The sequence below is a fragment of the Sphingomonas sp. 1185 genome, from assembly GCF_040544655.1.
GTDB lineage: Bacteria > Pseudomonadota > Alphaproteobacteria > Sphingomonadales > Sphingomonadaceae > Sphingomonas.
The window spans coordinates 32,799-54,398 of the sequence record NZ_JBEPKL010000008.1 but is presented as its reverse complement, the minus strand read 5'-3'; the positions used below and the strand labels follow the sequence as shown (position 1 = coordinate 54,398).

27 protein-coding genes and 2 tRNA genes are annotated in these 21,600 nt (G+C 67.4%); 19 read left to right on the top strand and 10 right to left on the bottom strand.

What is annotated here, in order from left to right; translation table 11 throughout:
• Positions 1-20: 20 nt before the first annotated feature.
• A complete protein-coding gene (locus tag ABIC44_RS08190) occupies positions 21-1,502 on the top strand; it encodes an MFS transporter (protein ID WP_354294760.1) in 1,482 nt (493 codons plus the stop codon).
• On the opposite strand, the gene ABIC44_RS08185 is transcribed toward ABIC44_RS08190, so the two are convergent.
• The 5 genes from ABIC44_RS08185 to ABIC44_RS08165 all read right to left on the bottom strand — a co-directional run bounded on the left by ABIC44_RS08185 (position 1,503) and on the right by ABIC44_RS08165 (position 6,574).
• Positions 1,503-2,837 carry a sensor histidine kinase gene (locus tag ABIC44_RS08185; protein WP_354294758.1) on the bottom strand — a complete coding sequence of 445 codons (1,335 nt, stop codon included), beginning with the start codon at positions 2,835-2,837 and terminating at the stop codon, positions 1,503-1,505.
• A 10-nt stretch (positions 2,838-2,847) separates the two neighbouring features.
• Positions 2,848-3,567 carry a response regulator gene (locus ABIC44_RS08180; RefSeq protein ID WP_307099751.1) on the bottom strand — a complete coding sequence of 240 codons (720 nt, stop codon included), beginning with the start codon at positions 3,565-3,567 and terminating at the stop codon, positions 2,848-2,850.
• Positions 3,568-3,645: 78 nt separating this feature from the next.
• On the bottom strand, positions 3,646-4,161 hold the full coding sequence (locus ABIC44_RS08175) for an EF-hand domain-containing protein (RefSeq protein ID WP_354294756.1): 516 nt from the start codon (positions 4,159-4,161) through the stop codon (positions 3,646-3,648).
• A gap of 129 nt (positions 4,162-4,290) precedes the next feature.
• Positions 4,291-5,532, bottom strand: a complete 1,242-nt coding sequence (locus ABIC44_RS08170) for a TetR/AcrR family transcriptional regulator (RefSeq protein WP_354294755.1) — start codon at positions 5,530-5,532, stop codon at positions 4,291-4,293.
• A gap of 151 nt (positions 5,533-5,683) precedes the next feature.
• Positions 5,684-6,574: an acyl-CoA thioesterase gene (locus tag ABIC44_RS08165; protein WP_354294754.1), complete on the bottom strand. Its 891-nt coding sequence runs from the start codon at positions 6,572-6,574 to the stop codon at positions 5,684-5,686.
• A gap of 112 nt (positions 6,575-6,686) precedes the next feature.
• Between ABIC44_RS08165 and ABIC44_RS08160 the strand changes: the two genes are divergently transcribed.
• From ABIC44_RS08160 to ABIC44_RS08145, 4 genes are all read left to right on the top strand, one after another.
• On the top strand, positions 6,687-6,869 hold the full coding sequence (locus ABIC44_RS08160; protein WP_309701828.1) for a hypothetical protein: 183 nt from the start codon (positions 6,687-6,689) through the stop codon (positions 6,867-6,869).
• Positions 6,870-7,064: 195 nt separating this feature from the next.
• Entirely contained in the window at positions 7,065-8,210 is a 1,146-nt protein-coding gene (locus tag ABIC44_RS08155) for an AI-2E family transporter (protein ID WP_354294846.1), read from the top strand.
• Between the two features lie 57 nt (positions 8,211-8,267).
• Positions 8,268-8,344 (top strand) — tRNA-Asp (locus ABIC44_RS08150).
• Positions 8,345-8,426: 82 nt separating this feature from the next.
• A tRNA-Asp gene (locus tag ABIC44_RS08145) sits at positions 8,427-8,503 on the top strand.
• A gap of 232 nt (positions 8,504-8,735) precedes the next feature.
• Here the strand turns inward: ABIC44_RS08145 and ABIC44_RS08140 are convergent.
• From ABIC44_RS08140 to ABIC44_RS08125, 4 genes are all read right to left on the bottom strand, one after another.
• The gene (locus ABIC44_RS08140) at positions 8,736-8,939 is read right to left on the bottom strand and encodes a DUF2842 domain-containing protein (protein ID WP_354294752.1); all 204 of its coding nucleotides are present in this window, start codon (positions 8,937-8,939) and stop codon (positions 8,736-8,738) included.
• Entirely contained in the window at positions 8,936-9,469 is a 534-nt protein-coding gene (locus tag ABIC44_RS08135; RefSeq protein WP_354294751.1) for a 5-formyltetrahydrofolate cyclo-ligase, read from the bottom strand. Before ABIC44_RS08135 ends, ABIC44_RS08140 begins: the two co-directional genes overlap by 4 nt.
• Positions 9,470-9,674: 205 nt before the next feature.
• Positions 9,675-9,995, bottom strand: a complete 321-nt coding sequence (locus tag ABIC44_RS08130; RefSeq protein ID WP_307099741.1) for a cell division protein ZapA — start codon at positions 9,993-9,995, stop codon at positions 9,675-9,677.
• Complete coding sequence (locus ABIC44_RS08125) at positions 9,995-10,192, bottom strand: hypothetical protein (RefSeq protein ID WP_307099739.1); 198 nt, start codon at positions 10,190-10,192, stop codon at positions 9,995-9,997. The genes ABIC44_RS08130 and ABIC44_RS08125 overlap by 1 nt, the downstream gene beginning before the upstream one ends.
• A gap of 203 nt (positions 10,193-10,395) precedes the next feature.
• Here ABIC44_RS08125 and gap point away from each other — a divergent pair, with 203 nt between their 5' ends.
• The 3 genes from gap to ABIC44_RS08110 are packed head-to-tail and all read left to right on the top strand — an operon-like array spanning position 10,396 to position 13,081.
• Positions 10,396-11,406, top strand: coding sequence for a type I glyceraldehyde-3-phosphate dehydrogenase (gene gap / locus ABIC44_RS08120; protein WP_309696371.1), 1,011 nt, complete (start codon positions 10,396-10,398; stop codon positions 11,404-11,406).
• Entirely contained in the window at positions 11,406-11,882 is a 477-nt protein-coding gene (locus ABIC44_RS08115) for an MOSC domain-containing protein (protein ID WP_354294748.1), read from the top strand. The genes gap and ABIC44_RS08115 overlap by 1 nt, the downstream gene beginning before the upstream one ends.
• The gene (locus ABIC44_RS08110; protein ID WP_354294746.1) at positions 11,879-13,081 is read left to right on the top strand and encodes a phosphoglycerate kinase; all 1,203 of its coding nucleotides are present in this window, start codon (positions 11,879-11,881) and stop codon (positions 13,079-13,081) included. Before ABIC44_RS08115 ends, ABIC44_RS08110 begins: the two co-directional genes overlap by 4 nt.
• 38 nt (positions 13,082-13,119) lie before the next feature.
• Here the strand turns inward: ABIC44_RS08110 and ABIC44_RS08105 are convergent, their stop codons facing one another.
• Positions 13,120-13,608, bottom strand: coding sequence for a TlpA family protein disulfide reductase (locus ABIC44_RS08105; RefSeq protein ID WP_354294844.1), 489 nt, complete (start codon positions 13,606-13,608; stop codon positions 13,120-13,122).
• 148 nt (positions 13,609-13,756) lie between these two features.
• On the opposite strand from ABIC44_RS08105, the gene ABIC44_RS08100 reads away from it, so the two are divergent.
• The 11 genes from ABIC44_RS08100 to ABIC44_RS08050 all read left to right on the top strand — a co-directional run bounded on the left by ABIC44_RS08100 (position 13,757) and on the right by ABIC44_RS08050 (position 21,570).
• The gene (locus ABIC44_RS08100) at positions 13,757-13,987 is read left to right on the top strand and encodes a ribbon-helix-helix protein, CopG family (protein WP_307099731.1); all 231 of its coding nucleotides are present in this window, start codon (positions 13,757-13,759) and stop codon (positions 13,985-13,987) included.
• Positions 13,984-14,310, top strand: a complete 327-nt coding sequence (locus tag ABIC44_RS08095) for a type II toxin-antitoxin system PemK/MazF family toxin (RefSeq protein WP_354294744.1) — start codon at positions 13,984-13,986, stop codon at positions 14,308-14,310. Before ABIC44_RS08100 ends, ABIC44_RS08095 begins: the two co-directional genes overlap by 4 nt.
• A 32-nt stretch (positions 14,311-14,342) precedes the next feature.
• A complete protein-coding gene (locus tag ABIC44_RS08090) occupies positions 14,343-15,251 on the top strand; it encodes a class I fructose-bisphosphate aldolase (protein WP_309696357.1) in 909 nt (302 codons plus the stop codon).
• Between the two features lie 104 nt (positions 15,252-15,355).
• Positions 15,356-16,039, top strand: coding sequence for a thiamine phosphate synthase (gene thiE / locus ABIC44_RS08085; protein ID WP_354294742.1), 684 nt, complete (start codon positions 15,356-15,358; stop codon positions 16,037-16,039).
• Positions 16,040-16,172: 133 nt separating this feature from the next.
• On the top strand, positions 16,173-16,784 hold the full coding sequence (locus tag ABIC44_RS08080) for a M23 family metallopeptidase (protein ID WP_354294741.1): 612 nt from the start codon (positions 16,173-16,175) through the stop codon (positions 16,782-16,784).
• A gap of 72 nt (positions 16,785-16,856) precedes the next feature.
• Complete coding sequence (gene efp / locus ABIC44_RS08075; protein WP_007403968.1) at positions 16,857-17,420, top strand: elongation factor P; 564 nt, start codon at positions 16,857-16,859, stop codon at positions 17,418-17,420.
• Positions 17,421-17,547: 127 nt separating this feature from the next.
• On the top strand, positions 17,548-18,360 hold the full coding sequence (locus ABIC44_RS08070) for an inositol monophosphatase family protein (protein WP_056438117.1): 813 nt from the start codon (positions 17,548-17,550) through the stop codon (positions 18,358-18,360).
• Between the two features lie 195 nt (positions 18,361-18,555).
• Positions 18,556-18,930, top strand: coding sequence for an NADH-quinone oxidoreductase subunit A (gene ndhC / locus ABIC44_RS08065; RefSeq protein ID WP_307099722.1), 375 nt, complete (start codon positions 18,556-18,558; stop codon positions 18,928-18,930).
• A complete protein-coding gene (locus ABIC44_RS08060) occupies positions 18,921-19,505 on the top strand; it encodes a NuoB/complex I 20 kDa subunit family protein (RefSeq protein ID WP_502959832.1) in 585 nt (194 codons plus the stop codon). Before ndhC ends, ABIC44_RS08060 begins: the two co-directional genes overlap by 10 nt.
• Positions 19,502-20,338, top strand: a complete 837-nt coding sequence (locus ABIC44_RS08055; protein ID WP_307099719.1) for an NADH-quinone oxidoreductase subunit C — start codon at positions 19,502-19,504, stop codon at positions 20,336-20,338. The genes ABIC44_RS08060 and ABIC44_RS08055 overlap by 4 nt, the downstream gene beginning before the upstream one ends.
• Positions 20,335-21,570: an NADH-quinone oxidoreductase subunit D gene (locus ABIC44_RS08050; RefSeq protein WP_309696345.1), complete on the top strand. Its 1,236-nt coding sequence runs from the start codon at positions 20,335-20,337 to the stop codon at positions 21,568-21,570. Before ABIC44_RS08055 ends, ABIC44_RS08050 begins: the two co-directional genes overlap by 4 nt.
• Positions 21,571-21,600: the final 30 nt, after the last annotated feature.

Below are 21,600 nucleotides of genomic sequence, written 5' to 3'. Positions count from 1 at the left end.
ACAAATGATTGGGACAGGATATGGAGAAGCCGCGTCAGGGCTTTTGGGGCTTGTGGAACACCTCGTTCGGCTTTTTCGGCATCCAGATCGGCTTTGCCCTGCAAAATGCCAATGTCAGCCGCATCTTCCAGTCGCTGGGCACCGCCGAGAAGGATCTGGCGTTTCTGTGGATCGCGGCCCCGCTGACCGGACTGCTCGTCCAGCCGGTGATCGGCCATTATAGCGACCGGACCTGGGGGCGTTTCGGGCGGCGGCGGCCCTATTTCCTGGCGGGGGCGGTGCTGGCGACGCTGGCGCTGGTGGGCATGCCCAATGCCGGTGGGCTGGTCGCGGCGGCGATGCTGCTATGGCTGCTCGACGCGTCGCTCAACGTCTCGATGGAGCCGTTCCGCGCCTTTGTCGGCGACATGCTGCCCGGTCGGCAGCGCACGGCGGGCTATGCCTTCCAGACCGGGTTCATCGGTGCGGGCGCGGTGCTGGGATCGCTGGCGCCGATGGTGCTGACCGATGTCTTTCACGTCGCCAATGTCGCCGAACCGGGCGAGGTGCCTCCCTCGGTGCGCTACGGCTTCTATATCGGCGCGGCGGCGCTGTTCGTCGCGGTGATGTGGACGGTCCTGACCACGCGCGAATATTCGCCCGAACAGATCGCCGCCTTTGCCGATGGCGATGCGCAGCAGGCCAGCCATGGCGACGCCCCGCCGTCTCGCGCCATGGGGGCGGCGGCGCTCTGGATCGCGGCCGGGCTGGCGATCGTCGCAGGCGTCGGCTGGCTGGGGCTCGACAAGCCGGTCTATCTGCTGGGCGGCGGGCTGGTCGCCTTCGGCCTGGCGAAGATCGTCAGCGCCGCGCTGGTGCGCAGCGGGCGCGGCGGCAATGCGCTCAGCCAGATCCTGGCCGATCTCGCGGCGATGCCCGCGACGATGAAGCGGCTGGCGCTGGTCCAGTTCTTCACCTGGTCGGCGCTGTTCATCATGTGGATCTATACCACCCCGATCGTCGCCGATCGGGTGTTCCATACCAGCGACCCGAGCAGCGCGGCGTTCAACGAGGGCGCGAACTGGGTCGGGGTGCTCTTTGCGGTCTATAGCGGGGTGGCGACGCTCTGGGCCTTTGTCCTGCCCCGGCTGGCGCGGGCGATCGGGCGGCGCAATACGCATGTCCTGGGGTTGCTGTGCGGCGCGGCGGGGTTCGCGTCGTTCCTGGTGATCCGCGATGCCTGGTGGCTGCTCGGCGCGATGGTGCTGGTGGGGATCGCCTGGGCGTCGATCCTGACCATGCCCTATGCGATCCTGTCAGCCGCGCTTCCGGCGGAAAAACTGGGTATCTACATGGGGTTGTTCAACATCTTTATCGTGCTGCCACAGCTTATCGTATCGTCGGTGATGGGCGCTGTGGTCGGGCATTTCTTTCCCGGCAACCTGGTCTGGGCGATGGCGATCGCGGCGGGGGTCATGGTGCTGGCGGCGGCGGCGATGCTGCGGGTGGCGCGCGACGCCTGATCAGCGGGGCAGGGTGATCGTCGCCGCCAGCCCGCCTTCGGGCCGGTTGGCCAGGCGGATATCGCCCCCCGCCTCGCGCACGATCGACCGCGCCAGCGCCAGCCCCAGCCCGATCCCGCCGGTATCGCGGTTGCGCGAATGCTCCAGCCGGATGAAAGGGTCGAACACCGTTTCCAGCTGGTCGACGGCGATGCCGGGGCCGCGATCGGCGACGATGATCGCGATCCGGTCGGGCAGCGCGTCGATGCGGACATCGGCGGAATGGCCATATTTGACCGCATTCTCGATCAGGTTGCGCACCGCACGCCGCATCAGCGAGGGCCGCAGCTTCAGCCGAAGCCGCCCGCGCTCCTCGAAGCTGACATCCTGCCCCAGGTCATGGAAATCGGCGACCACGGCATCGACCAGCGCGTTCAGGTCGACATCGGTTTCCGCCTCGCTGGGCCGCCCGACGCGCGCGAGCGAGAGGATGTCCTCCAGCGTCTTGTTCATCTCGGCGATGGTATCGGCCATGCGCAGCCGGTTGTGTTCGTCCTCGACCGACTCGATCCGCACGCGCAGCGCGGCCAGCGGGGTGCGCAGGTCGTGGCCGATCGCGCCGAGCATCCGGTCCTTCTCCTCCAGCATCGCGCCGATCCGCAGGCGAAGGGCGTTGAACGCGGCGATCAGCGCCGACACGTCCAGCGGGCCCTGTTCGGGCATGGGCTCGCCCTTCTCGCGCGGATCGAAGCCCTCTGCGGCGCGGGTCAGGTCGCGCAAGGGGCGCGAGATGCGACGCCCGATCCACAGCACGGGCAGCAGGATGACGCCGTAGAGGATCAGCGTCTGCGCGATCAGCCGCCAGACCAGGAACAGGCCGTCATGCGGCCAGAAGGATCGCGTGACCAACCAGCCGCCGCCCTTGCGCTCGACCGCGATCAGCAATTCCTCGGCGGGGATGCGACGGCGGTCGCCCCGGCGGCGGGGCCAGTCGAAATCCTCCGGATTGAAGGGGCGCACGCCGGTCACCACCCGGACGACGGGATGGCCGGTCTCGGCGAGCCCGTCGCGGATCAGCGCCTCGACCTCCTTCACGCGCGGCAGGTCGGGGCGGATCGGATTGGTCGCCGAGGCCCGCACCCGCCCGCGATCGGGGGGAAGCGGCTTGCCGCTGGCGGCGCGCTCAATGGCGTCGTTCAGGCGCGCGATGGCGGGGCCGGAGGTCTGTTCGAGCTGGAGGCTGCGCCGCTCGCGCAGCAGCAGGGTGAAGCTGATCGCCTGCGCCACGAACAGCGCGATGGCGAGCAGCAGCGCCATCTGCCCCGCCAGCCGACGCGGCCAGAGCCGGACGGTCATCGGCGGGCGGTCACAGGCGGGTGACTTCGGCGGCCAGCGTATAGCCGCCGCCCCAGACCGTCTTGATGATCTCGGGCGATTTGGGATCGGTCTCGATCTTGCGGCGCAGGCGGCTGACCTGATTGTCGATCGCGCGGTCGAAGGCAGCGGCCTCGCGCCCTTGCGTCAGGTCGAGCAGCTGGTCGCGGGTCAGCACCTGGCGCGGGCGGCTGACCAGCGCGAGGAGGAGGTTGTATTCGCCGGTCGACAGCATCACCGACACGCCCTCGCGATCGACCAGCGACCGCTCGCCCGATTTCAGCACCCAGCCCGCAAAGGCATAGGAGCCGCTGTCGGGCGCATGCAGCCGCGCGCCACCGGACTGGGTCCGGCGCAGCACGACCTTGGCGCGGGTCGCCAGTTCGCGCGGGGAGAAGGGCTTCACCACATAATCGTCCGCGCCCATCTCCAGCCCGACGATGCGGTCGGTCTCCTCGGCGCGCGCGGTCAGCAGGATGACCGGCACCTCGCTGGTCGCGGCGATATGGCGGCACAGCGACAGGCCGTCCTCGCCGGGCATCATGATGTCGAGGATGACGAGGTCGATCGCATAGGCGGCCAGCCGCGTCCGGGCCGAGGCGGCATCGCCCGCCTGGGTCACGCGAAAACCCTGTTTGGTCAGATAGACGGCCAGCGGTTCGCGGATCGAACGCTCGTCGTCGACGAGCAGCAAATGCGGCGTATCGGACATGATCTCTGGGTCTAGCATGGCGGGCGCGGCTCGCAAGCGGGGCGGCCGTTGGGAGAATCGGTCGCCCCGCCTGACGGCTCAGTGGTCCTGCGGCGCAGGCTGAGGGGGAGGGGGCAGGTCGCCCGGACGGTCATGGCCGAAGCGGCGGCCGCCGAAACGGGGCGCGGCGGCGCGTTCCGTCGCATCGATCCTGCCGTCGTGATTGGTGTCCAGCCGGTCGAATATGACGAGCGCGCGCGCCCGGAACGCATCGGCGGTGATCGGTCGCGGTGCGGGCCTGCCGGGGCGCTCCCCCTCGGGGCGCTCGCCCCTGGAGCTGGGCCCTTCGGGGCGGCGCTGCTGCCATTCGGCGCGACGCCGGGCGTGATAGGCCTGCATTTCCTCGGGCGTGACCGTGCCGTCATGATCGGCATCCATGTCGGCGAAGCGCCGGTCGGCGTCGGCGATGGCGGCGGCGCGGGTGATATTGCCGTTCGCGTCGGGTCGCACCCCCATCATGCCGCCGGGCGGGGGAGGGGGCATGTCGTCCTGCGCATAGGCGGCGGTGCTGCCGAGCAGCGCGGCGAAGGAAAGGCCGATCAGGGTCTTTCGCATGGAGGGAGCATTCCTTCTGGACGGAAGGGCCATTCCCTCCGGTCATGCCCCCTTGTCGCACCGTCCTGTCGCCGGATCATGTCGCGCCGCCCGGCATATTGTCGCAAAATGTGCGGAGAGGGCGCGGCGTCAGTCCAGCAGCCGGTCGTCGAACAGGCCGTAGAGGATGGTCGAGGCATAGAGCGCGATCGCATGCGGCCGCTCCATGGTGCTGGCCCATTTGCGCATGTCGAAGGCGGCGTTCTGGAGCGCCATCAACGCCTGTGCGGCGATCAGCGCATCGACCGGGCGCATCGAGCCCTCGGCCACGCCGTCCATGATCGTCCCCGCATAACGGCGTGCGATCCGGTTGGACCGTTCGACCATCGCGGCGCGCTCGTCCCCCGCCAGGCTGGACAGCGCCGAGGTGCGCAGCAGCGGCCCGCGCTCGGCGAACTGGATGTCGAGCAGCGTGGCGATCGCGCTCGACAGCCTGTGCCAATGGCTGCCCCCCGCCGCATCGGCCAGTTGCTGCGCGCCGGTGATCGTGTCGAAGCTGCGGCGATAACAGGCGGCGACCAGATCGTCCTTGGCGTCGAGATGGTGGTAGAAGCTGCCCTTGGTCACGTTCAGCTCGGACGCGATCCGCTGCACGCTGGCGCCGCGATAGCCGAGCTGGTTGATGAGCCGCGTCGCCGCCAGCAGGAACGCCTCGCGCCCCGGCTCCGACGCGCTGGCCCGGTGTTGCTCCAGGTCGAGCAGGGTGGGACGCCAGGCCGATCCCCGTGCCGCGACGCCATGGGTCAGCACGTCGAGCAGCCGCGCCTCGACCCGGTCATATTGGTCGGGTTCGTACCGGCCCAGCCATACGGGCAGCCAGAAGGTGTTTTCGAGCAGGACATGCGCCCGCGCGCCGTACAGGTCGGTATGCGCGCGGCTGGCGGGCGGGCCCCACAGGCTGCGCGTGGCGCGGAAGACTTTCTGCCACCCGGCCATCAACCGGCCGCGAATGGGCTCCTCCATCGCGCGCAGGTCGGACAGCACGGCGAAGGGCGTTTCCTCGCCCCGCTCGATCCGTGCCAGCCGGGCCATGTTGATCGAGACATAGCGCGCGACCCGCGCCTGCGGCGTCGGCTCCTCGGCGGCGGTCGCCAGCATCTCCAGCAGCCGCTCGAGCGTGTTCTCGAACGCGGCGGCGGCCAGTTCCTCCTTGCGGCGGAAATAATAGGTGACGCTGGTGGTGTTCAGCCCGACCCGGCGCGCGACATCGGCGAAGGTCATGCCCTTGGCCGACTGTTCGTTGATCGCCTGCGCCGCCGCCGCCAGGATGGCGTCGCGCTTCTGGCGATAGCGTTCGGTATTCAGCCCTTCGCCGACGGGCATCGCGGTCATCGCGTCGAGTTCCTCATGGTCGTGTAACGGGGTCGTGTAATCGCCGATTAGAAGAAAAAGTGTTGCCGGTCATCGCCCTTCTTGCCGTTTCGCGGGGCAGGTGGGGCAGGGACGGCGGCGTTTCCAAAGATCGGGTATGTCCGGCGGGCCTTTAGTCGCGCAGCCGGATCAGCCCCTCCTGCGCGACGCTGGCGACCAGTCGGCCCTCGGCGGTGAAGATGCGCCCCCGGTTGAACCCGCGCGCATGGCCGGCCCAGGGGCTGTCGGTGGTGTAGAGCAGCCACTGGTCGGCGCGGAACGGCTCGTGCAGCCACAGCGCGTGGTCCAGGCTGGCGGTCTGCATATTGTCGATCAGCCAGTTCACCCCGTGCGGCAGCGTCGAGGTGCCGAGCAGCGCGAAGTCGCTGGCATAGGCCAGCACCGCGCGGTGCAGCGTCGGATCGTCGCCGATCGGCGCCACCAGCCGGAACCAGATCGCCTGGGTCGGCTCGCGCGGTTCGGGCTGGAGCAACTGGCGCGGATCGACCGGGCGCAGCTCGATCGGACGCGGTCGGCTGAGAAAGGCGCGGATCGGTGCGGGCACCCGGTCGCCCAGCGAGGCCAGGAGATCGCGTTCGGATGCCAGACTGTCCGGCATCGGGACATCGGGCATCGCGTCCTGATGGTGCAGACCGTCCTCGGGCGTCTGGAACGAGCAGGCGAGGTTGAGGATCGGCTTGCCCTTCTGCATCGCGATCACGCGCCGCGTCGCGAAGCTGCGTCCCTCGAAATCCCGCTCGACCCGGTAGATGATCGGATAGCGTTCGTCCCCTGCGCGCATGAAATAGGCGTGGAGCGAATGCGCCGCGCGCGGGACCTCGGTCGAGCGTTGTGCGGCCTGGAGCGCCTGCGCGATCACCTGTCCGCCAAAGACCCGGCCCTCGCCGCCCGGTCGGCGGGCGCCGCGATACAGATCGGTGTCGATCTCCTCGACGTCGAGCAGGGCGACCAGCCCCCTGGCAAGCGCTTCGGGCGAGGGGGCGGAGGGCTTGGCATGGTCCATCCGTCCTTGATGGATTCCGCTAACGTAAACGTCAATGGAGCGATGGGCAAAAGATACTATCGCGCCCCTGGGGTGCCCGCTACACAGTTCGCGTCGACGAGAAGATCGGGAGATGGCGATGGAAGTCTTGAACGAAGATGGCGCCTCGGAGCGTGCCGAGCTGCACTTCCTGGCCGCGTTGACCGACGAATTGATGCGGCACCTGATGGATGCGGGTGTGTTGAACCGCACCCAGCTCCAGTCGATCGAGAATGCGGTCGCGGAGCGGACGGGCGGGATTCCCCGCGCCTGGTGACGGTGCCGCCGCCCTCCGTTGGCGGCAGGGTGCGGACCCATGCGCGCCGCATGACGCAAACGTCATGAAACGGCGCGGTTAGCGGCTTTTCAGCTTGGGGAAAGCCGCTAACGTGACCGGATGAGTGACGCGCAAGATGACGGGGTCGGCACGGGTCGGCCGGTCGGTGATTCGATCCTGGGGGTGCCGGTCGGCATGGGGCAGCGCGATGCGGTGCGGATCGCGATGCGCCGTGACCGGCTGCTCGCCGGGCTGACCCTGACGGCGGGGGCGGGGTTCATCCTCGCGCTGCCGTTCGCGCTGAGGGAAGGGGCGGAGTTCTTCCTGCCGCTGACCACCGCGCTGGTCATCGCGATCGCGCTGGTGCCGATCCTGGAGTGGCTGGAGCGGCGTCGCGTGCCGTCGCCGCTCGCCGCATTGCTGTGCGTCCTGCTGTTCCTGGTGGTCGCCAATATCGCGCTGGCGGCGATCGTGGTGCCCGCCACCGACTTCTTCCGCCTGCTGCCCAGCCGGATCGGGCGGATCCAGGACAATCTGGCGCCGCTGCTCGATCTCTATTCCAGCCTCGAACGCTATGTGAACAAGGCGCTGCGGCAGGTCGCCGCGACCCCGATCCGCCAGGCGCAGACGGCGGCCGTCTCGCCGCCCAGCTCGATCCTGGAGCTGGCGGCGACCTCCGCGCCGGGGCTGATCGTCCAGTTCCTCTTTGGCGTCCTCGTCGTCTTCTTCGTGCTGTCGGGCTGGACCCGGATGCGGCGCGAGACGATTCGTGGGCGGACGAGCTTCGACGGCGCGATGGCCACCGCGCGGGTGATCCAGGACGTGGTCGACGACGTGTCGGCCTATCTGGGCACCATCACCATCATCAACCTGGCGCTGGGCGGTGCGGTGGCGGGGGCGCTGTCGCTGTTCGGCATGCCCTATCCGTTGATGTGGGGCGGTATCGTCGCGCTGCTGAACTATATCCCCTATTTCGGGCCGGTGATCGGCGCGCTGTTGCTGGCGGTGGGCGGGCTGATGACGTTCAGCGACATCTGGGTCGCGCTGGCGCCCCCCGCCATCATGTACGGCATGCATCTGGTGGAGGCGAATTTGATCACCCCGCTGATCGTCGGGCACCGCCTGACCATCAGTCCGATCCTGATCCTCGTCTCGCTCAGCTTCTGGGGATGGGTGTGGGGGACGCTGGGCGCGTTGCTGGCCGTGCCGCTGCTCATCATCCTCCAGACCGTGCTCAAGGCGGCGGGCAAGCCCGACATTGCGGGCTTCCTGTTCGAGCATGGAACGCTCACCCATCTCGACCGCGACAGCGACCCGGCGGACGTTCCGCAAGAAAAATGAAATGATGCGTTGACAGGTCGGGAACGCTCGCCTAGTTGGCGCGCCTCGACGCTTTCAGCGGGTGTAGCTCAGTTGGTTAGAGCGCCGGCCTGTCACGCCGGAGGTCGCGGGTTCGAGCCCCGTCACTCGCGCCACTCTCCTCGGAGAATGGCTGAAAATATCGAAATCCCCACTAGGGGCCGATGCCGATCTTGGTTGGCATACCATGGCTTTCAAGCGGGTGTAGCTCAGTTGGTTAGAGCGCCGGCCTGTCACGCCGGAGGTCGCGGGTTCGAGCCCCGTCACTCGCGCCATCCTTCGGGATGGCGCTTTTGTTTTCAGCACAGACATTGCCGGTTTGGTTGTGAGCGCAGGGCATGCGCTTCGACTTCGCTCAGCGCGAACGGGCGTTGGTCTTCGTGGCCGATGGCTTTCCGGAAAACCCGCCTCCTGTGCCCATCCCTCCCTTCGGCCTCAGTGAACGGGGTCGGCGAGCGAAGATGCGGTGGCAGGTGCAGCAGGCAGGGCTGGTTCCCTGGCGCCCCCTCAGCCCCCTCCACCCTCCATCCAGCGCAGCAGCGGCTTCATCGGCGTGATCCACACGATCCCCGCGACGACATAGAAAAGCAGCTGCAACACCCAATGCCACCCCCCGACCACGCCGGACAGGCTGGCGACCAGCATCGCCCAGACGATGATGATTGCGACGATCAGCAGCATTCCGGCGGGTTTGCGCCAGCTGGGGGTCATGGGACGATCCATTCCGATTCGGTGGCGATGGCGTGGAGCGGCACGTCCCAGCTGTCGGGCGTCAGTTCCTCGACCTCCTGCGCGCTCCAGGCGATGCCGACCCGCCAGGCGTCGGGATGGGCGGCGAAGGCGCGGTCATAATGGCCGGCGCCCTGGCCCAGCCGATTGCCGTGTCGGTCGAAGCCGACCAGCGGCGTCAGGATGATGTCGGGGGCGCATTCTGGGGCGTCGGGGGAGGGCTGGTGAAGCCCGAAGGCGCCGATGGCCAGATTTTGTCCCTGCGACCACCGCAGGAAGCGGATCGGGCTCGCCCGGTCCACCACATGGGGCAGGGCGATCGTTGCGCCTGCGTGCAGTGCCGCCTCGACCCACAAGGCCGGATCGGCCTCCGACCCCAGCGGTCGATAGGCCGCGACGATCTGTCCGGGCAGCAGCCGGTCGAGAAAAGGGCGTGCGACCGGCAGCAGGCCGGGGCCATGCGCGGCGCGAACCGCCCGCATCCGGGCGCGCAGGGCACGTTTGTCGGTCATGTCGGAAGAAAGCGGGTGGCGGGACCGCCATGGCCGTTTGCCGTAATATCCACCGACGCCCAATACGTCAGGTGGGGACCATGTACGTCGGACCAGGGTCCGGGCAGGGACAGCCCCCTTGGATGAAGAATAGCCTCAGGGATTATCGTGGCTCGTACCGGGCAGAGCCCGCCGCCGACCCATGTAGGCGAGGACTCCGCGTTACTCAAGGGCGGCCGTTCCCGGATCGCCCTTCTTCGTCCAGTGCATCGGCCAGCCCCTCCAGCCGCTCGGCGATCCGCGCGAGCGCGGCCTCGCTGACCGCGGCCCCGGCGGGCGGTCGCCGCTCGGCCTCCTCCAGCGCGTCGGCCAGCATCAGCGAGACGAAGAGCAGCGCCCGTTCGCCATTATGCCCGCCCGAGGCGCGCAGCGCGGCCGACCAGCGCTGGTCGAGCATCTGGCCCAGCATCCGGACGCGCGCCTCGCCGCCGTCCTGGCAATAGACGGTGTGCGGACGGTCGCCGACCAGGATCGTCACTTCGGCCATCAGGCGGCGCTCCCCCGGCTGATCACGTCGTCCAGCGCGGTGACCGCGTCGGCCATGCGCGCCTTCAGCGCGGCATGGCGGCGGGCGAGCGCGTCTTCCTTGGCCGCGCGGGTGCGGATCGCCTGTTCGATACGGGCGATCGCGCGGTCGATCCGCTCGACGGAGGAGAGGACATCGTCGACAATGGGTTCGGGCATGAATGCGGCTTAGCAGGATGGCTCCATGCGGCAACCCGGAATTGGATCGTCCGGGGCCGAGGGGCGGTTGACAGCGGCCCGATCGGCCCCGAAAGGCGAGCGCGAACGGTGGAATTCGGCGGCACGGGCCGCTACATCCCCCACCGAACCCGGGGCCGGGCGTCCAGTCATCGGCCCGACGTGAAAGACAGGAGATTGCTGGCATGACGGTCAAGGTTGCAATCAATGGCTTCGGCCGCATCGGCCGCCTGGTCGCGCGCGCCATCCTCGAGCGGGGCGGCGACGCGCTGGAACTGGTCGCGATCAACGATCTGGCCGATGCCAAGTCGAACGCCTGGCTGTTCAGCCGCGACAGCGTCCATGGCCGCTATCCGGGCGAGGTGTCGGCCGACGGCAACGACATCGTGATCGACGGCAAGCGCATCCGCGTCACCGCCGAGCGCGATCCGGCGAACCTGCCGCACAAGGAACTGGGCGTCGACCTGGTCCTGGAGTGCACCGGCTTCTTCACCGACAAGGCGTCGTGCGAGAAGCACATCGCGGCGGGCGCGAAGAAGGTGCTGATCTCGGCCCCCGGCAAGAATGTCGACCTGACCGTCGTGTACGGCGTCAACCATGACAAGCTGACCGCTGATCACACCATCGTGTCGAACGCCTCGTGCACCACCAACTGCCTGGCGCCGGTCGCCAAGGTGCTGAACGACGCGATCGGGATCGAGCGCGGCCTGATGACCACGGTCCACGCCTATACCAACGACCAGAAGATCCTCGACCAGATCCACCCCGATCTGCGTCGCGCCCGCGCCGCCGCCATGTCGATGATCCCGACCACCACGGGTGCTGCCCGCGCGGTGGGCGAGGTTCTGCCGGAACTGAAGGGCAAGCTGGACGGCTCGGCCATCCGCGTGCCGGTGCCCGACGTCAGCCTGGTCGACCTGACCTTCACCCCGGCGCGCGACACGACCAAGGAAGAGGTCAACGCGATCCTGAAGGCGGCGTCGGAAGACGGTCCGTTGAAGGGCGTGCTGGTCTTCTCGGACGAGCCGCTGGTGTCGATCGACCTGATGCACTCGCCGCAGTCCTCGACCGTCGACAGCCTGGAGACGGCGGTGATCGACGGCAAGCTGGTGCGCGTCGTGTCCTGGTACGACAATGAATGGGGCTTCTCGAACCGCATGGTCGACACCGCGACCGCGATGGCGAAGTTCCTCTGATGACGACGGGGCGGGCGATGACCGGGCATCTGGCCGGCATCGCCCGCCATGCCGTACCCAAGGGGCCGATGGAGGTGATCGACACCGCCAGCGTCACCCTGGCGGGCGGCGTCGAAGGCGATTGTCGCGGGCGGGTCAAGCCCGGCGGGCGCGGGCGGCGTCAGGTGACGCTGATCGAGCGGACCGACTGGGACGCCGCACTTGCCGAGATCGACCGCGACATCCCCTGGCAGGCGCGCCGTGCGAACCTGCTGGTCGAGGATTTCGACCTTCCCCAAATTCCGGGCACCCGGCTGCGTATCGGGCCCGTCCTTCTGGAAATCACCATGGAATGCGATCCGTGCCACCGCATGGACGCGATCGCCGACGGATTGCAGGCGGCCCTCAGGCCCGACTGGCGCGGTGGCGTATGCACCCGCGTGATCGAGGGCGGCACGATCCGCATCGGCGATAACATCAGGATCGAGGAATCATGACCAAGGCCTTCAAGACGCTCGACGATATGGGCGATGTCCAGGGCAAGCGCGTGCTGGTCCGCGAGGATCTGAACGTGCCGATGGCCGATGGCCGCGTGACCGACGACACGCGCCTGCGCGCGACGATCGCGACCGTGACCGAACTGGCCGACAAGGGCGCGATCGTCTTGGTCCTCGCCCATTTCGGCCGCCCCAAGGGGCAGCGTAACCCCGACTATTCGCTGGCGATGCTGACCCAGCCCTATAGCGACGTGCTGGGCCGTCCGGTCCGCTTCATCGACGATGTCGCGGGCGAGGCGGCGGAGGCGGCGGTCGCGACGCTGAACCCCGGCGATATCGCGATCCTGGAAAACACCCGCTTCCACGCGGGCGAGGAAAAGAACGACCCCGAACTGGCGGCGCAGATCGCGAAGCTGGGCGACCTGTACGTCAACGACGCCTTCTCGGCGGCGCACCGCGCGCATGTCTCGACCGAGGGTCTGGCGCGCCAGCTTCCGGCGTTCGCGGGACGCGCGATGGAGGCCGAACTCGACGCGCTGGAAAAGGCGCTGGGCAATCCGCAGCATCCGGTCGCGGCGGTGGTCGGCGGGGCCAAGGTCTCGACCAAGCTCGCCGTGCTCAAGCATCTGGTCGGTAAGGTCGACCACCTCATCATCGGCGGCGGCATGGCCAACACCTTCCTGGCCGCGCGCGGGGTCGATGTGGGCAAGTCGCTGTGCGAGCATGACCTGACCGGCACCGCCGAGGAGATCCTCGACGCCGCCGACAAGGCGGGCTGCACCGTCCACCTGCCCTATGACGTGGTGGTCGCCAAGGAGTTCAAGCCGAACCCCGCGACGCGCACCGTCAACGTGCACGAGGTCGCCGCCGACGAGATGATCCTCGATCTCGGCCCCAATGCGGTCGAGGCGCTGGGCGATGTGCTCAAGAACTGCCGCACGCTCGTCTGGAACGGTCCGCTCGGCGCGTTCGAGACGCCGCCCTTCGACATGGCGACCGTCGCGCTCGCCAAGACGGCGGCGGCGCTGACCCAGGATGGCAGCCTCGTCTCGGTCGCGGGCGGTGGCGATACCGTCGCCGCGCTGAACCAGGCGGGCGTGGGGACGCAGTTCAGCTTCGTGTCGACCGCGGGCGGCGCGTTCCTGGAATGGATGGAAGGCCAGGACCTGCCCGGCGTCGCCGCGCTGATCGCGGGGTAATATCGCCGCCCCGGCTGTGCCGGGGTGACGCCGGGAAATTACGACCCCGCCGCCTCTGGCGGCGGGGTTTCTTTCAACAGCGGCACGAGCAGCGCGTTGAGTTCCTGAAGGTCGAACGCCGCCGCTTTGGCGTAGCGAACCCTCCCGCTGCGATCGATAATGTAATTGGTCGGCACGGCCCCCAATATATCATAAGGCCCCTTGATCCGCCGCGCGGAGGGGATCGCCATGGCGGCGAACAGCGGCTTCAGCTGATAGAGGGGCAGGGAGTCCTCGGTCGCGACCGCGAAGACCTTCAGGCCGTGCTTGCCCTGGACCCGGTAGTAATTGTCGAGCAGCGGCAGTTCCGCCCGACACGGCCCACACCATGTCGCCCAGAAGTTCAACACGACCACCTGCCCACGCAGGTCCGACAGGCGGACATGGCTGCCGTCGATCAGCGTCAGGTCGAAATCGGGCGCGATGTCGCCGACCTTGGGCGTGGATCTGGCGAGGGTCGGGGACGCAACGGGCGTCACGGCCAGCATCGCGGCCCCTGCAAAGCGCAACCATTTCATCCCGAGACTCCCCCATCTGCCCCGCATCAGAATGATCGTGCACACTTTATGCCGTCAAGGGCGCTTGATCCGACTTGTCGGACTTGCTACGTTGAACGTGTTAAACGAAGGAATGGCGATGCTCGGCGTTCGTCTCGACACCGAATTGGAAGAGCGGCTGGCGGCCGTCGCGCGGACGCAGGGCCGCAGCAAGAGCGACATCGCGCGCGAGGCGGTGCGGCGCTATGTCGACCTGCATGACGAGGCGTATCGCCGCGAGGCCCGTCGGCAGTCGACTCGCGCGTCGAAGCGCGACACGCCGGAGGATTTCGCCTTCTGGAACGCGCTGGCGCAGGAGGCGGAGGCGTGAAGATCTCGCACGCCGCCATCGTGCTCGCGACAACGGGCGAGGGGGGCGACCACCGCCCGTTCCTGGTCGTCCAGTCCGACCTTTACAACGAGACGCACAGTACGATCACCGTCTGTCCGATGACCTCGGTCGTCGGCGGCGAGGCGCTGTTCCGCGTCGCCTTTTCCCCGCGCGAGCATACCGGCCTGACCGTCGAGTGCGAGGTGCAGGTGGACAAGATCCTGTCCATCCCGCGCAATCATATCGTCAAACTGCTCGGCCATGCTTCGCCCACCCGGATGGAGCAGGTCGACCAGGCGCTGCGCCGCTGGCTGATGCTCTGACCTATTCCCCGAACCCAATCCGGAGAGAATCGATGACCCCGATCGTGAAGGCCATTCTCGACAAGTACGAAGCCACGCCGGCGGCCGTGAAGGCCAATCTGGCGCGTATCCTGATGCAGGGGCGGCTGGGGGGCACCGGCAAGCTCATCATCCTGCCGGTCGACCAGGGGTTCGAACACGGGCCCGCGCGCAGCTTCGCGATCAATCCGCCCGCCTATGACCCGCATTACCATTTCCAGCTGGCGATCGATGCCGGGCTGTCCGCCTATGCCGCACCGCTGGGGATGCTGGAGGCCGGGGCGGACACGTTCGCGGGCCAGATCCCGACCATCCTGAAGATCAACAGCTCGAACAGCTGGGGTACCTCTATCACGCAGGCCGTGACGGGCAGCGTGCAGGACGCGGTGCGGCTGGGCTGCGCGGCGATCGGCTTCACAATCTATCCCGGTTCGGACGGCATTTTCGACGCGATGGACCAGATCGCGATCCTGACGGCCGAAGCGCGCGAGGCGGGGCTCGCCACCGTGATCTGGAGCTATCCGCGCGGCGGCAAGCTGACCAAGGACGGCGAACTGGCGCTCGACGTCGGGGCCTATGCGGCGCACATGGCCGCGCAGCTCGGCGCGCACATCATCAAGGTGAAGCTGCCCACCGACCATATCGAACAGGCCGAGGCCAAATCCGCCTATGAGGGCACCGACTGGTCCCACCAGGCCGACCGGGTGCGCCACGTCGTCCAGTCCAGCTTCGCGGGCCGTCGGATCGTCGTCTTCTCGGGCGGCGCGGCCAAGGGGGCGGACGCCGTCTATCAGGATGCGCGCGACATTCGCGACGGCGGCGGCAACGGCTCGATCATCGGCCGCAACACCTTCCAGCGTCCGCGCGACGAGGCGCTGGCGATGCTCGACAAGCTGGTCGCGATCTACAAGAACGAGGAATAAGTTCTTGGCAGGCTTGGGCGTTCCGGTTGGGGAACCGGGACGCCCATTCCACCATGCGCCGCCCCCAGGTGACGGACGCCGCGTCACGCGCTAGGGGGACAGGCATGACGCTTGAAGACGATCCCCTCGGTCCGCTCGATCCCGAATTCGCCCGCGCCTTCGTGCGCGACATGCGGCGGCCGCCATGCCAGCTCTATCTGATCTCGCCGCTCGACGTGGCCGGGGCGTTCCCCGACCGTCTGGCGCGCGCGCTCGACGCGGGGCCGGTCGCGGCATTCCAGTTCCGCGTGAAGGACATGGACCAGCACGCCGCCGCCAAGCTCGCCGAGCCGCTCCAGCGTATCTGCGCGGATCGCGAGGTGGCCTTCGTCGTCAATGACAGCATCAGCCTGGCCAAGCGGCTCGGCGCGGATGGCGTCCATCTGGGGCAGGAGGATGGCGACGCGCGCGAGGCGCGCGACGTGCTGGGCCCGACGGTGCAGATCGGCTTGACCTGTCACGACAGCCGCCATCTTGCGATGGAAGCGGGCGAGGCGGGCGCGGATTATGTCGCGTTCGGCGCCTTCTACCCGACCACGACCAAGGAAACCAAGCACCAGGCCGAGCCGGTCGTCCTGTCCTGGTGGTCGACGCTGTTCGAGCTGCCCTGCGTCGCGATCGGCGGGATCACCCCGGCCAATGCCGCGCCGCTGGTCCGGGCGGGGGCCGATTTCCTCGCCGTGTCGGGCGCGGTGTGGAACGGCGACGAGGCCGCCGCGGTGAAGGCCTTTGCCGAGGTGCTGAAATAATATCGCCGCTTCGCCCCCACCCTGTGGCGGGGGCGAAGGGTGGTCGAGAACCCTCCCATCCGTTGCGTTTCGGAAACAAGCGTCCCTCCTCGCGTTTGCTTGGGGATGGGCGGCCGGATTCGAAGGAGGGGGCATGAAGCAGAGCGGGGGCAGGGGGCCGTTATCGCGCTTCGGCTGGGTGATGCTGGCGCTGATCGTGATCGGGGTCGGCGGCTTCCTGTCGATGCTGTCGTTCGGGCCGGGCCGGGTGGTGGTGCCCGAGGTCGCGGCCCCCGCCCGCCAGGCGGTGGCGGGCAGTTCGGCGGCGCTGGCCATGCCGATCGCGCATTATCCGCTGGGGTCGCTGCATCATGATTGGGGCGATCCGCGCGAAGGCGGCAAGCGCAAGCATGAGGGGATCGACCTGATCGCCCCCGCCGGTACCCCGGTCGTCGCGGCGCTGGCCGGCACGATCGAGAAGCTGTTCGACAGCGATCGCGGCGGGCATACTCTTTATATCCGTTCGCGGGACGGCCGCTGGAGCCTCTATTACGCGCATCTTCAGGGCTATGCGCCGGGCATTGCGGAGGGCGTGCCGGTCCGCCAGGGGCAGGTGGTCGGCTATGTCGGCGACAGCGGCAATGCCGGGGCGGGCAACACCCATCTCCATTTCGCGATCAGCTGGATGCGCGCCGGGGACGGCTGGTGGCAGGGCGAGCCGGTCGATCCCTATCCGCTGCTTGCCGGAAAGACCGCTTCGAGCTAAGGCAGGCCACACGGACTGCCGTGCGGCGCCACGCCCCGGCATCCTTTGCTCTTTCCAGCAGGTTGAAGACCCATGAAGATCAGCGGCGTGGACATTCGTCCCGGCAACATCATCGAGTATGAAGGCGGCATCTGGCGCGCCGTGAAGATTCAGCACACCCAGCCCGGCAAGGGCGGTGCGTATATGCAGGTCGAGATGAAGAACCTCATCGACGGCCGCAAGACGAACGTCCGCTTCCGCTCCGCCGAGACGGTCGAGCGCGTTCGCCTCGACACCAAGGACTTCCAGTTCCTGTTCGCCGAGGGTGACGACCTGACCTTCATGGACAAGGAAAGCTACGAGCAGATCACGCTCCCGCGCGACCTGCTGGGCGACGCCGCCGCGTTTCTTCAGGACGGCATGGACGTCGTGATGGAACTGCACGAGGAAAAGCCGATCTCGGTCCAGCTTCCCGACCAGATCGAAGCCACCATCGTCGAGGCGGACGCGGTGGTGAAGGGGCAGACCGCTTCCTCGTCGTACAAGCCCGCCATCCTCGACAATGGCGTCCGCGTGATGGTGCCGCCGCACATCGCCAGCGGCACGCGCATCGTCGTCGACGTGTACGAACAGACCTACGTCCGCCGCGCGGACTAATCGGTATCGGCGGATGACCGGCGCGGCTTGAGCGCGACACCGTCATCCGCCGTCCCGGCCCGTCGTTCGCGGCGGGCCTTTTCACTTCCAGCGCCCGAGATGCAGAGGCGCCACCGAAAGGACGATCATGGCCTCGCACTCCGGGCTTCTCACCATCATGGAACGCGCCGCGCGCAAGGCCGCGCCGCGTCTTCGCCGCGACTTCAACGAGGTCCAGCACCTCCAGGTCAGCCGCAAGGGGCCCGCCGACTTCGTGTCGATGGCCGACAAGCGCGCCGAGGAAACCGTCTTCGAGGAACTGAAGAAGGCGCGTCCCGACTGGAACTTCCTCATGGAGGAGGGCGGCGAGATCAAGGGCGATCCGTCCAAGCCGCGCTTCATCATCGATCCGCTCGACGGCACCTCCAACTTCCTGCACGGCATCCCGCACTTCGCCATCTCGATCGCGGTCGAGGAGCCGCTGGCGAACGGCAAGCGCGAGGTGACGACCGGCCTGATCTATCAGCCGCTGACCGACGAGAGCTTCTGGGCCGAAAAGGGCCGGGGTGCCTGGTTGCAGGACGGCCGCCTGCGCGTGTCGTCGCGCCGCGATCTGTCGGAGGCGCTGATCGCCACCGGCATCCCGTTCCTGGGGCATGGCGATTTCGTCCAGTGGAGCCGCATTTTCGGTGCGATCGCGCCGCAGGTCGCCGGTATCCGCCGCTTCGGCTCGGCCGCGCTCGACCTCGCCTGGGTCGCCGCCGGTCGTTACGACGGTTTCTGGGAGTCGGGCCTGAAGCCCTGGGACGCGGCGGCGGGCATGCTGCTGGTGCGAGAGGCGGGCGGTTTCGTCAGCGACTTCCGCGGTTCGGACAAGTCGCTCGAGCGCGGCGAGTATCTGGCGGCCAATGAGGGCCTGCATTCCAAGCTGCACAAGCTGCTGGCCAACGCGCTGCGTTAAGAATTTGGTGGGATTTGAACGCAAGGGGCCATGCCTCTTGCGTTCAAGCCACTGAATTACCATCTGAAAATTCGAGGATGAGGGCGGGTGAGGGCGTTCACTTGCGATTCATTCTCATGCCTCCGCTGGCTTGCTCCGGCCGACCCATCGGCCTAAAGCCAATCGCATCCAGTTCCGCATCTGCGAGAGAAAAACTTGGTCGATCTGTCGCAATATCTGCCGATCCTCCTGTTCCTGGGCGTTGCCCTGGTTCTGTCGACGGCCTTCGTGTTTCTGCCGATGCTCGTGGCGCGCCTGACGGGTGCCCATAAGCCCAACGAGCAGAAGCTGTCCGAATATGAATGCGGCTTCCCCGCGTTCGAAGACCCGCGCAGCCAGTTCGACGTGCGTTTCTATCTCGTCGCGATCCTGTTCATCGTCTTCGATCTGGAAGCGGCGTTTCTGTACCCCTGGGCGGTCAGCGTCTTCAGCCTCGGCTGGACCGCCTGGTTTTCGATGATGATCTTCATCGGCGAGCTCGCGCTGGGTCTCGTCTATGCGTGGAAGAAGGGAGCGTTGGATTGGGAGTAAATCTTCACTCCGGTCCGGTTGAGTTCAAGCCGCAGGCCCATGGCGGACCCGCCCATGATGCCCAGGCCGTCATTCAGCCCGATCAGGGCTTTTTCGACGGGCTGAACGGCGAGCTGACCGACAAGGGCTTCCTCGTCACCTCGACCGAGGAGCTGTTCCAGTGGGCGCGCACCGGCTCGCTCTGGTGGATGACCTTCGGTCTGGCGTGCTGCGCGGTGGAGATGATCCACGTGAACATGCCGCGTTACGATCTGGAGCGCTTCGGCGCCGCGCCGCGCGCGTCGCCGCGCCAGTCGGACGTGATGATCGTGGCGGGTACGCTGTGCAACAAGATGGCCCCGGCGCTGCGTCGTGTGTACGACCAGATGTCGAACCCGAAATACGTCATCTCGATGGGCAGCTGCGCCAACGGCGGCGGCTATTACCATTACAGCTATTCGGTGGTGCGCGGCTGTGACCGGATCGTGCCCGTGGACATCTATGTCCCCGGCTGCCCGCCGACCGCCGAGGCGCTGCTGTACGGTGTGATGCAGTTGCAGCGGAAGATCCGCCGTGCCGGGAGCATCGAACGGTGAGGGCGCCTGCTCCCCGTTTCGCCGCGAATGACGGCGTGATCGATGCGGCCCGCGCCGCGCTCGGCCCCTGGCTGCTCGACGCGCGCGAGCATGTCGGCGAGGTCGCGCTGGTCGTCGACCGTGCGAATCTGGTTCCCGCGATGATCGCGCTGCGCGACACCAAGGGGCTGGAATATCAGCAGCTGATGGAGATTGCGGGCGTCGACTATCCCGAGCGCGACGAGCGTTTCGAGGTGGTCTATTGCCTGTTGTCGCTGACCCGTAACCACCGCCTGCATGTCCATGTCTCGACCGACGAGGACAAGCCGGTGCCGTCGGTGACGGGCCTGTGGCCGGTCGCGGGCTGGCTGGAGCGTGAGGTCTATGACCTGTACGGCGTGCTGTTCTCAGGCAATAGCGACCTGCGTCGCATCCTGACCGATTACGGCTTCCGCGGCCATCCGCTGCGCAAGGACTTCCCGCTGACCGGCTATACCGAGCTGCGGTACTCGGAAGAAGAGAAGCGCGTCGTCTATGAGCCGGTGAAGCTGGCGCAGGACTTCCGCAACTTCGACTTCCAGAGCCCGTGGGAAGGCGCCGAATATGTGCTTCCCGGCGACGAGAAGGGCGCGCAGCCCGAAGGCAAGGGCGCGCAGACCCCGGCCAGCGCCGATGCGGTCAAGAAGGCCGGTGCCGAGCCGGACAAGACCGCCGCGCCGCGTGCCGCCGACGTGAAGACTACCGAAAGCCCCAAGCAGACGGGTGCGGGCGAACCGCATCCGGGCAACAAGGCCGAGGGCAAGCCCCAGGATCCGGACGTCGTGCCGGGCAAGGGTGGAGGACAGAATCAGTGAGCGACTACGTCGACGAACTGCTCCACAAGACCGACGCCGTCGACCCGACCACGGGTGACGTGTCGATCCAGAACTATACGATCAACTTCGGCCCGCAGCATCCGGCGGCGCACGGCGTGCTTCGCCTCGTCATGGAGCTGGACGGTGAGATCGTCGAGCGGGTCGATCCGCATGTCGGCCTGCTGCATCGCGGCACCGAGAAGCTGATCGAATACAAGACCTATTCGCAGGCGCTGCCCTATTTCGACCGCCTCGATTACTGCTCGCCGATGTGCATGGAGCACAGCTATGTGCTCGCGGTCGAGAAGCTGCTCGACCTGGAAGTGCCGCTGCGCGCGCAATATCTGCGGACGTTCTTCGCGGAACTGACGCGCATCTCGAACCACATGCTCAACATCGGCAGCCACGTCATGGACGTCGGCGCGATGACGCCGAACCTGTGGCTGTTCGAAATTCGCGAAGACTGCATGAACTTCTATGAGCGGGCCTCGGGCGCGCGCATGCATGCGAATTACTTCCGCGTCGGTGGCGTCCATCAGGACGTGCCGCTGAAGCTGCTGACCGATATCGCCGACTGGCTCGACACCCGTCTGCCGCGCCTGTTCGAGGACGCGATCGGCCTGGTGGCGAACAACCGCATCTTCAAGCAGCGCAACGTCGACATCGCGGTGGTCAACCGCGAGGACGCGATCAAGTGGGGCTTCTCCGGCCCGATGATCCGCGGCTCGGGCATCCCGTGGGACCTGCGCAAGTCGCAGCCTTACGACGCCTATGACAAGGTCGACTTCGACGTGCCGGTCGGCACCAGCGGCGACTGCTATGACCGGTTCATGGTGCGCGTCGAGGAAGTGCGCCAGTCGGCCCGGATCATGAAGCAGTGCCTGGCGCAGATGCCCGAAGGTCCCGTGCTGGCCAGCGATCGCAAGGTCGCACCGCCCAAGCGCGGTGAGATGAAGCGCTCGATGGAAGCGCTGATTCACCACTTCAAGCTCTATACCGAAGGGTATCACGTCCCCGCCGGTGAGGTGTATGTCGCGACCGAAAGCCCCAAGGGCGAGTTCGGCGTGTATCTCGTCTCCGACGGATCGAACAAACCCTATCGCTGCAAGATCCGGCCGACCGCGTTCAGCCATCTCCAGGCCATGGAGTTCATGTCCAAGGGGCATATGCTGGCCGACACGACCGCGATCCTGGGCGCGATGGACATCGTGTTCGGGGAGTGCGACCGTTGAGCGAGGTCGACACCGCCCGGCGCGTCGCGA

What these genes read in the sequence shown, in the direction of transcription:
- ABIC44_RS08090 (WP_309696357.1), top strand. Translation starts at nt 14,343, where the DNA reads ATGACCCCGATCGTGAAGGCCATTCTCGACAAGTACGAAGCCACGCCG.
- ABIC44_RS08165 (WP_354294754.1), bottom strand. Translation starts at nt 6,574, where the DNA reads ATGGACCATGCCAAGCCCTCCGCCCCCTCGCCCGAAGCGCTTGCCAGG.
- ABIC44_RS08170 (WP_354294755.1), bottom strand. Translation starts at nt 5,532, where the DNA reads ATGACCGCGATGCCCGTCGGCGAAGGGCTGAATACCGAACGCTATCGC.
- ABIC44_RS08175 (WP_354294756.1), bottom strand. Translation starts at nt 4,161, where the DNA reads ATGCGAAAGACCCTGATCGGCCTTTCCTTCGCCGCGCTGCTCGGCAGC.
- ABIC44_RS08190 (WP_354294760.1), top strand. Translation starts at nt 21, where the DNA reads ATGGAGAAGCCGCGTCAGGGCTTTTGGGGCTTGTGGAACACCTCGTTC.
- thiE (WP_354294742.1), top strand. Translation starts at nt 15,356, where the DNA reads ATGACGCTTGAAGACGATCCCCTCGGTCCGCTCGATCCCGAATTCGCC.
- ABIC44_RS08135 (WP_354294751.1), bottom strand. Translation starts at nt 9,469, where the DNA reads ATGACCGACAAACGTGCCCTGCGCGCCCGGATGCGGGCGGTTCGCGCC.
- efp (WP_007403968.1), top strand. Translation starts at nt 16,857, where the DNA reads ATGAAGATCAGCGGCGTGGACATTCGTCCCGGCAACATCATCGAGTAT.
- gap (WP_309696371.1), top strand. Translation starts at nt 10,396, where the DNA reads ATGACGGTCAAGGTTGCAATCAATGGCTTCGGCCGCATCGGCCGCCTG.
- ABIC44_RS08125 (WP_307099739.1), bottom strand. Translation starts at nt 10,192, where the DNA reads ATGCCCGAACCCATTGTCGACGATGTCCTCTCCTCCGTCGAGCGGATC.
- ABIC44_RS08110 (WP_354294746.1), top strand. Translation starts at nt 11,879, where the DNA reads ATGACCAAGGCCTTCAAGACGCTCGACGATATGGGCGATGTCCAGGGC.
- ABIC44_RS08160 (WP_309701828.1), top strand. Translation starts at nt 6,687, where the DNA reads ATGGCGATGGAAGTCTTGAACGAAGATGGCGCCTCGGAGCGTGCCGAG.
- ABIC44_RS08070 (WP_056438117.1), top strand. Translation starts at nt 17,548, where the DNA reads ATGGCCTCGCACTCCGGGCTTCTCACCATCATGGAACGCGCCGCGCGC.
- ABIC44_RS08155 (WP_354294846.1), top strand. Translation starts at nt 7,065, where the DNA reads ATGGGGCAGCGCGATGCGGTGCGGATCGCGATGCGCCGTGACCGGCTG.
- ABIC44_RS08130 (WP_307099741.1), bottom strand. Translation starts at nt 9,995, where the DNA reads ATGGCCGAAGTGACGATCCTGGTCGGCGACCGTCCGCACACCGTCTAT.
- ABIC44_RS08185 (WP_354294758.1), bottom strand. Translation starts at nt 2,837, where the DNA reads ATGACCGTCCGGCTCTGGCCGCGTCGGCTGGCGGGGCAGATGGCGCTG.
- ABIC44_RS08180 (WP_307099751.1), bottom strand. Translation starts at nt 3,567, where the DNA reads ATGTCCGATACGCCGCATTTGCTGCTCGTCGACGACGAGCGTTCGATC.
- ABIC44_RS08115 (WP_354294748.1), top strand. Translation starts at nt 11,406, where the DNA reads ATGACGACGGGGCGGGCGATGACCGGGCATCTGGCCGGCATCGCCCGC.
- ABIC44_RS08080 (WP_354294741.1), top strand. Translation starts at nt 16,173, where the DNA reads ATGAAGCAGAGCGGGGGCAGGGGGCCGTTATCGCGCTTCGGCTGGGTG.
- ABIC44_RS08105 (WP_354294844.1), bottom strand. Translation starts at nt 13,608, where the DNA reads ATGCTGGCCGTGACGCCCGTTGCGTCCCCGACCCTCGCCAGATCCACG.
- ABIC44_RS08100 (WP_307099731.1), top strand. Translation starts at nt 13,757, where the DNA reads ATGCTCGGCGTTCGTCTCGACACCGAATTGGAAGAGCGGCTGGCGGCC.
- ABIC44_RS08140 (WP_354294752.1), bottom strand. Translation starts at nt 8,939, where the DNA reads ATGACCCCCAGCTGGCGCAAACCCGCCGGAATGCTGCTGATCGTCGCA.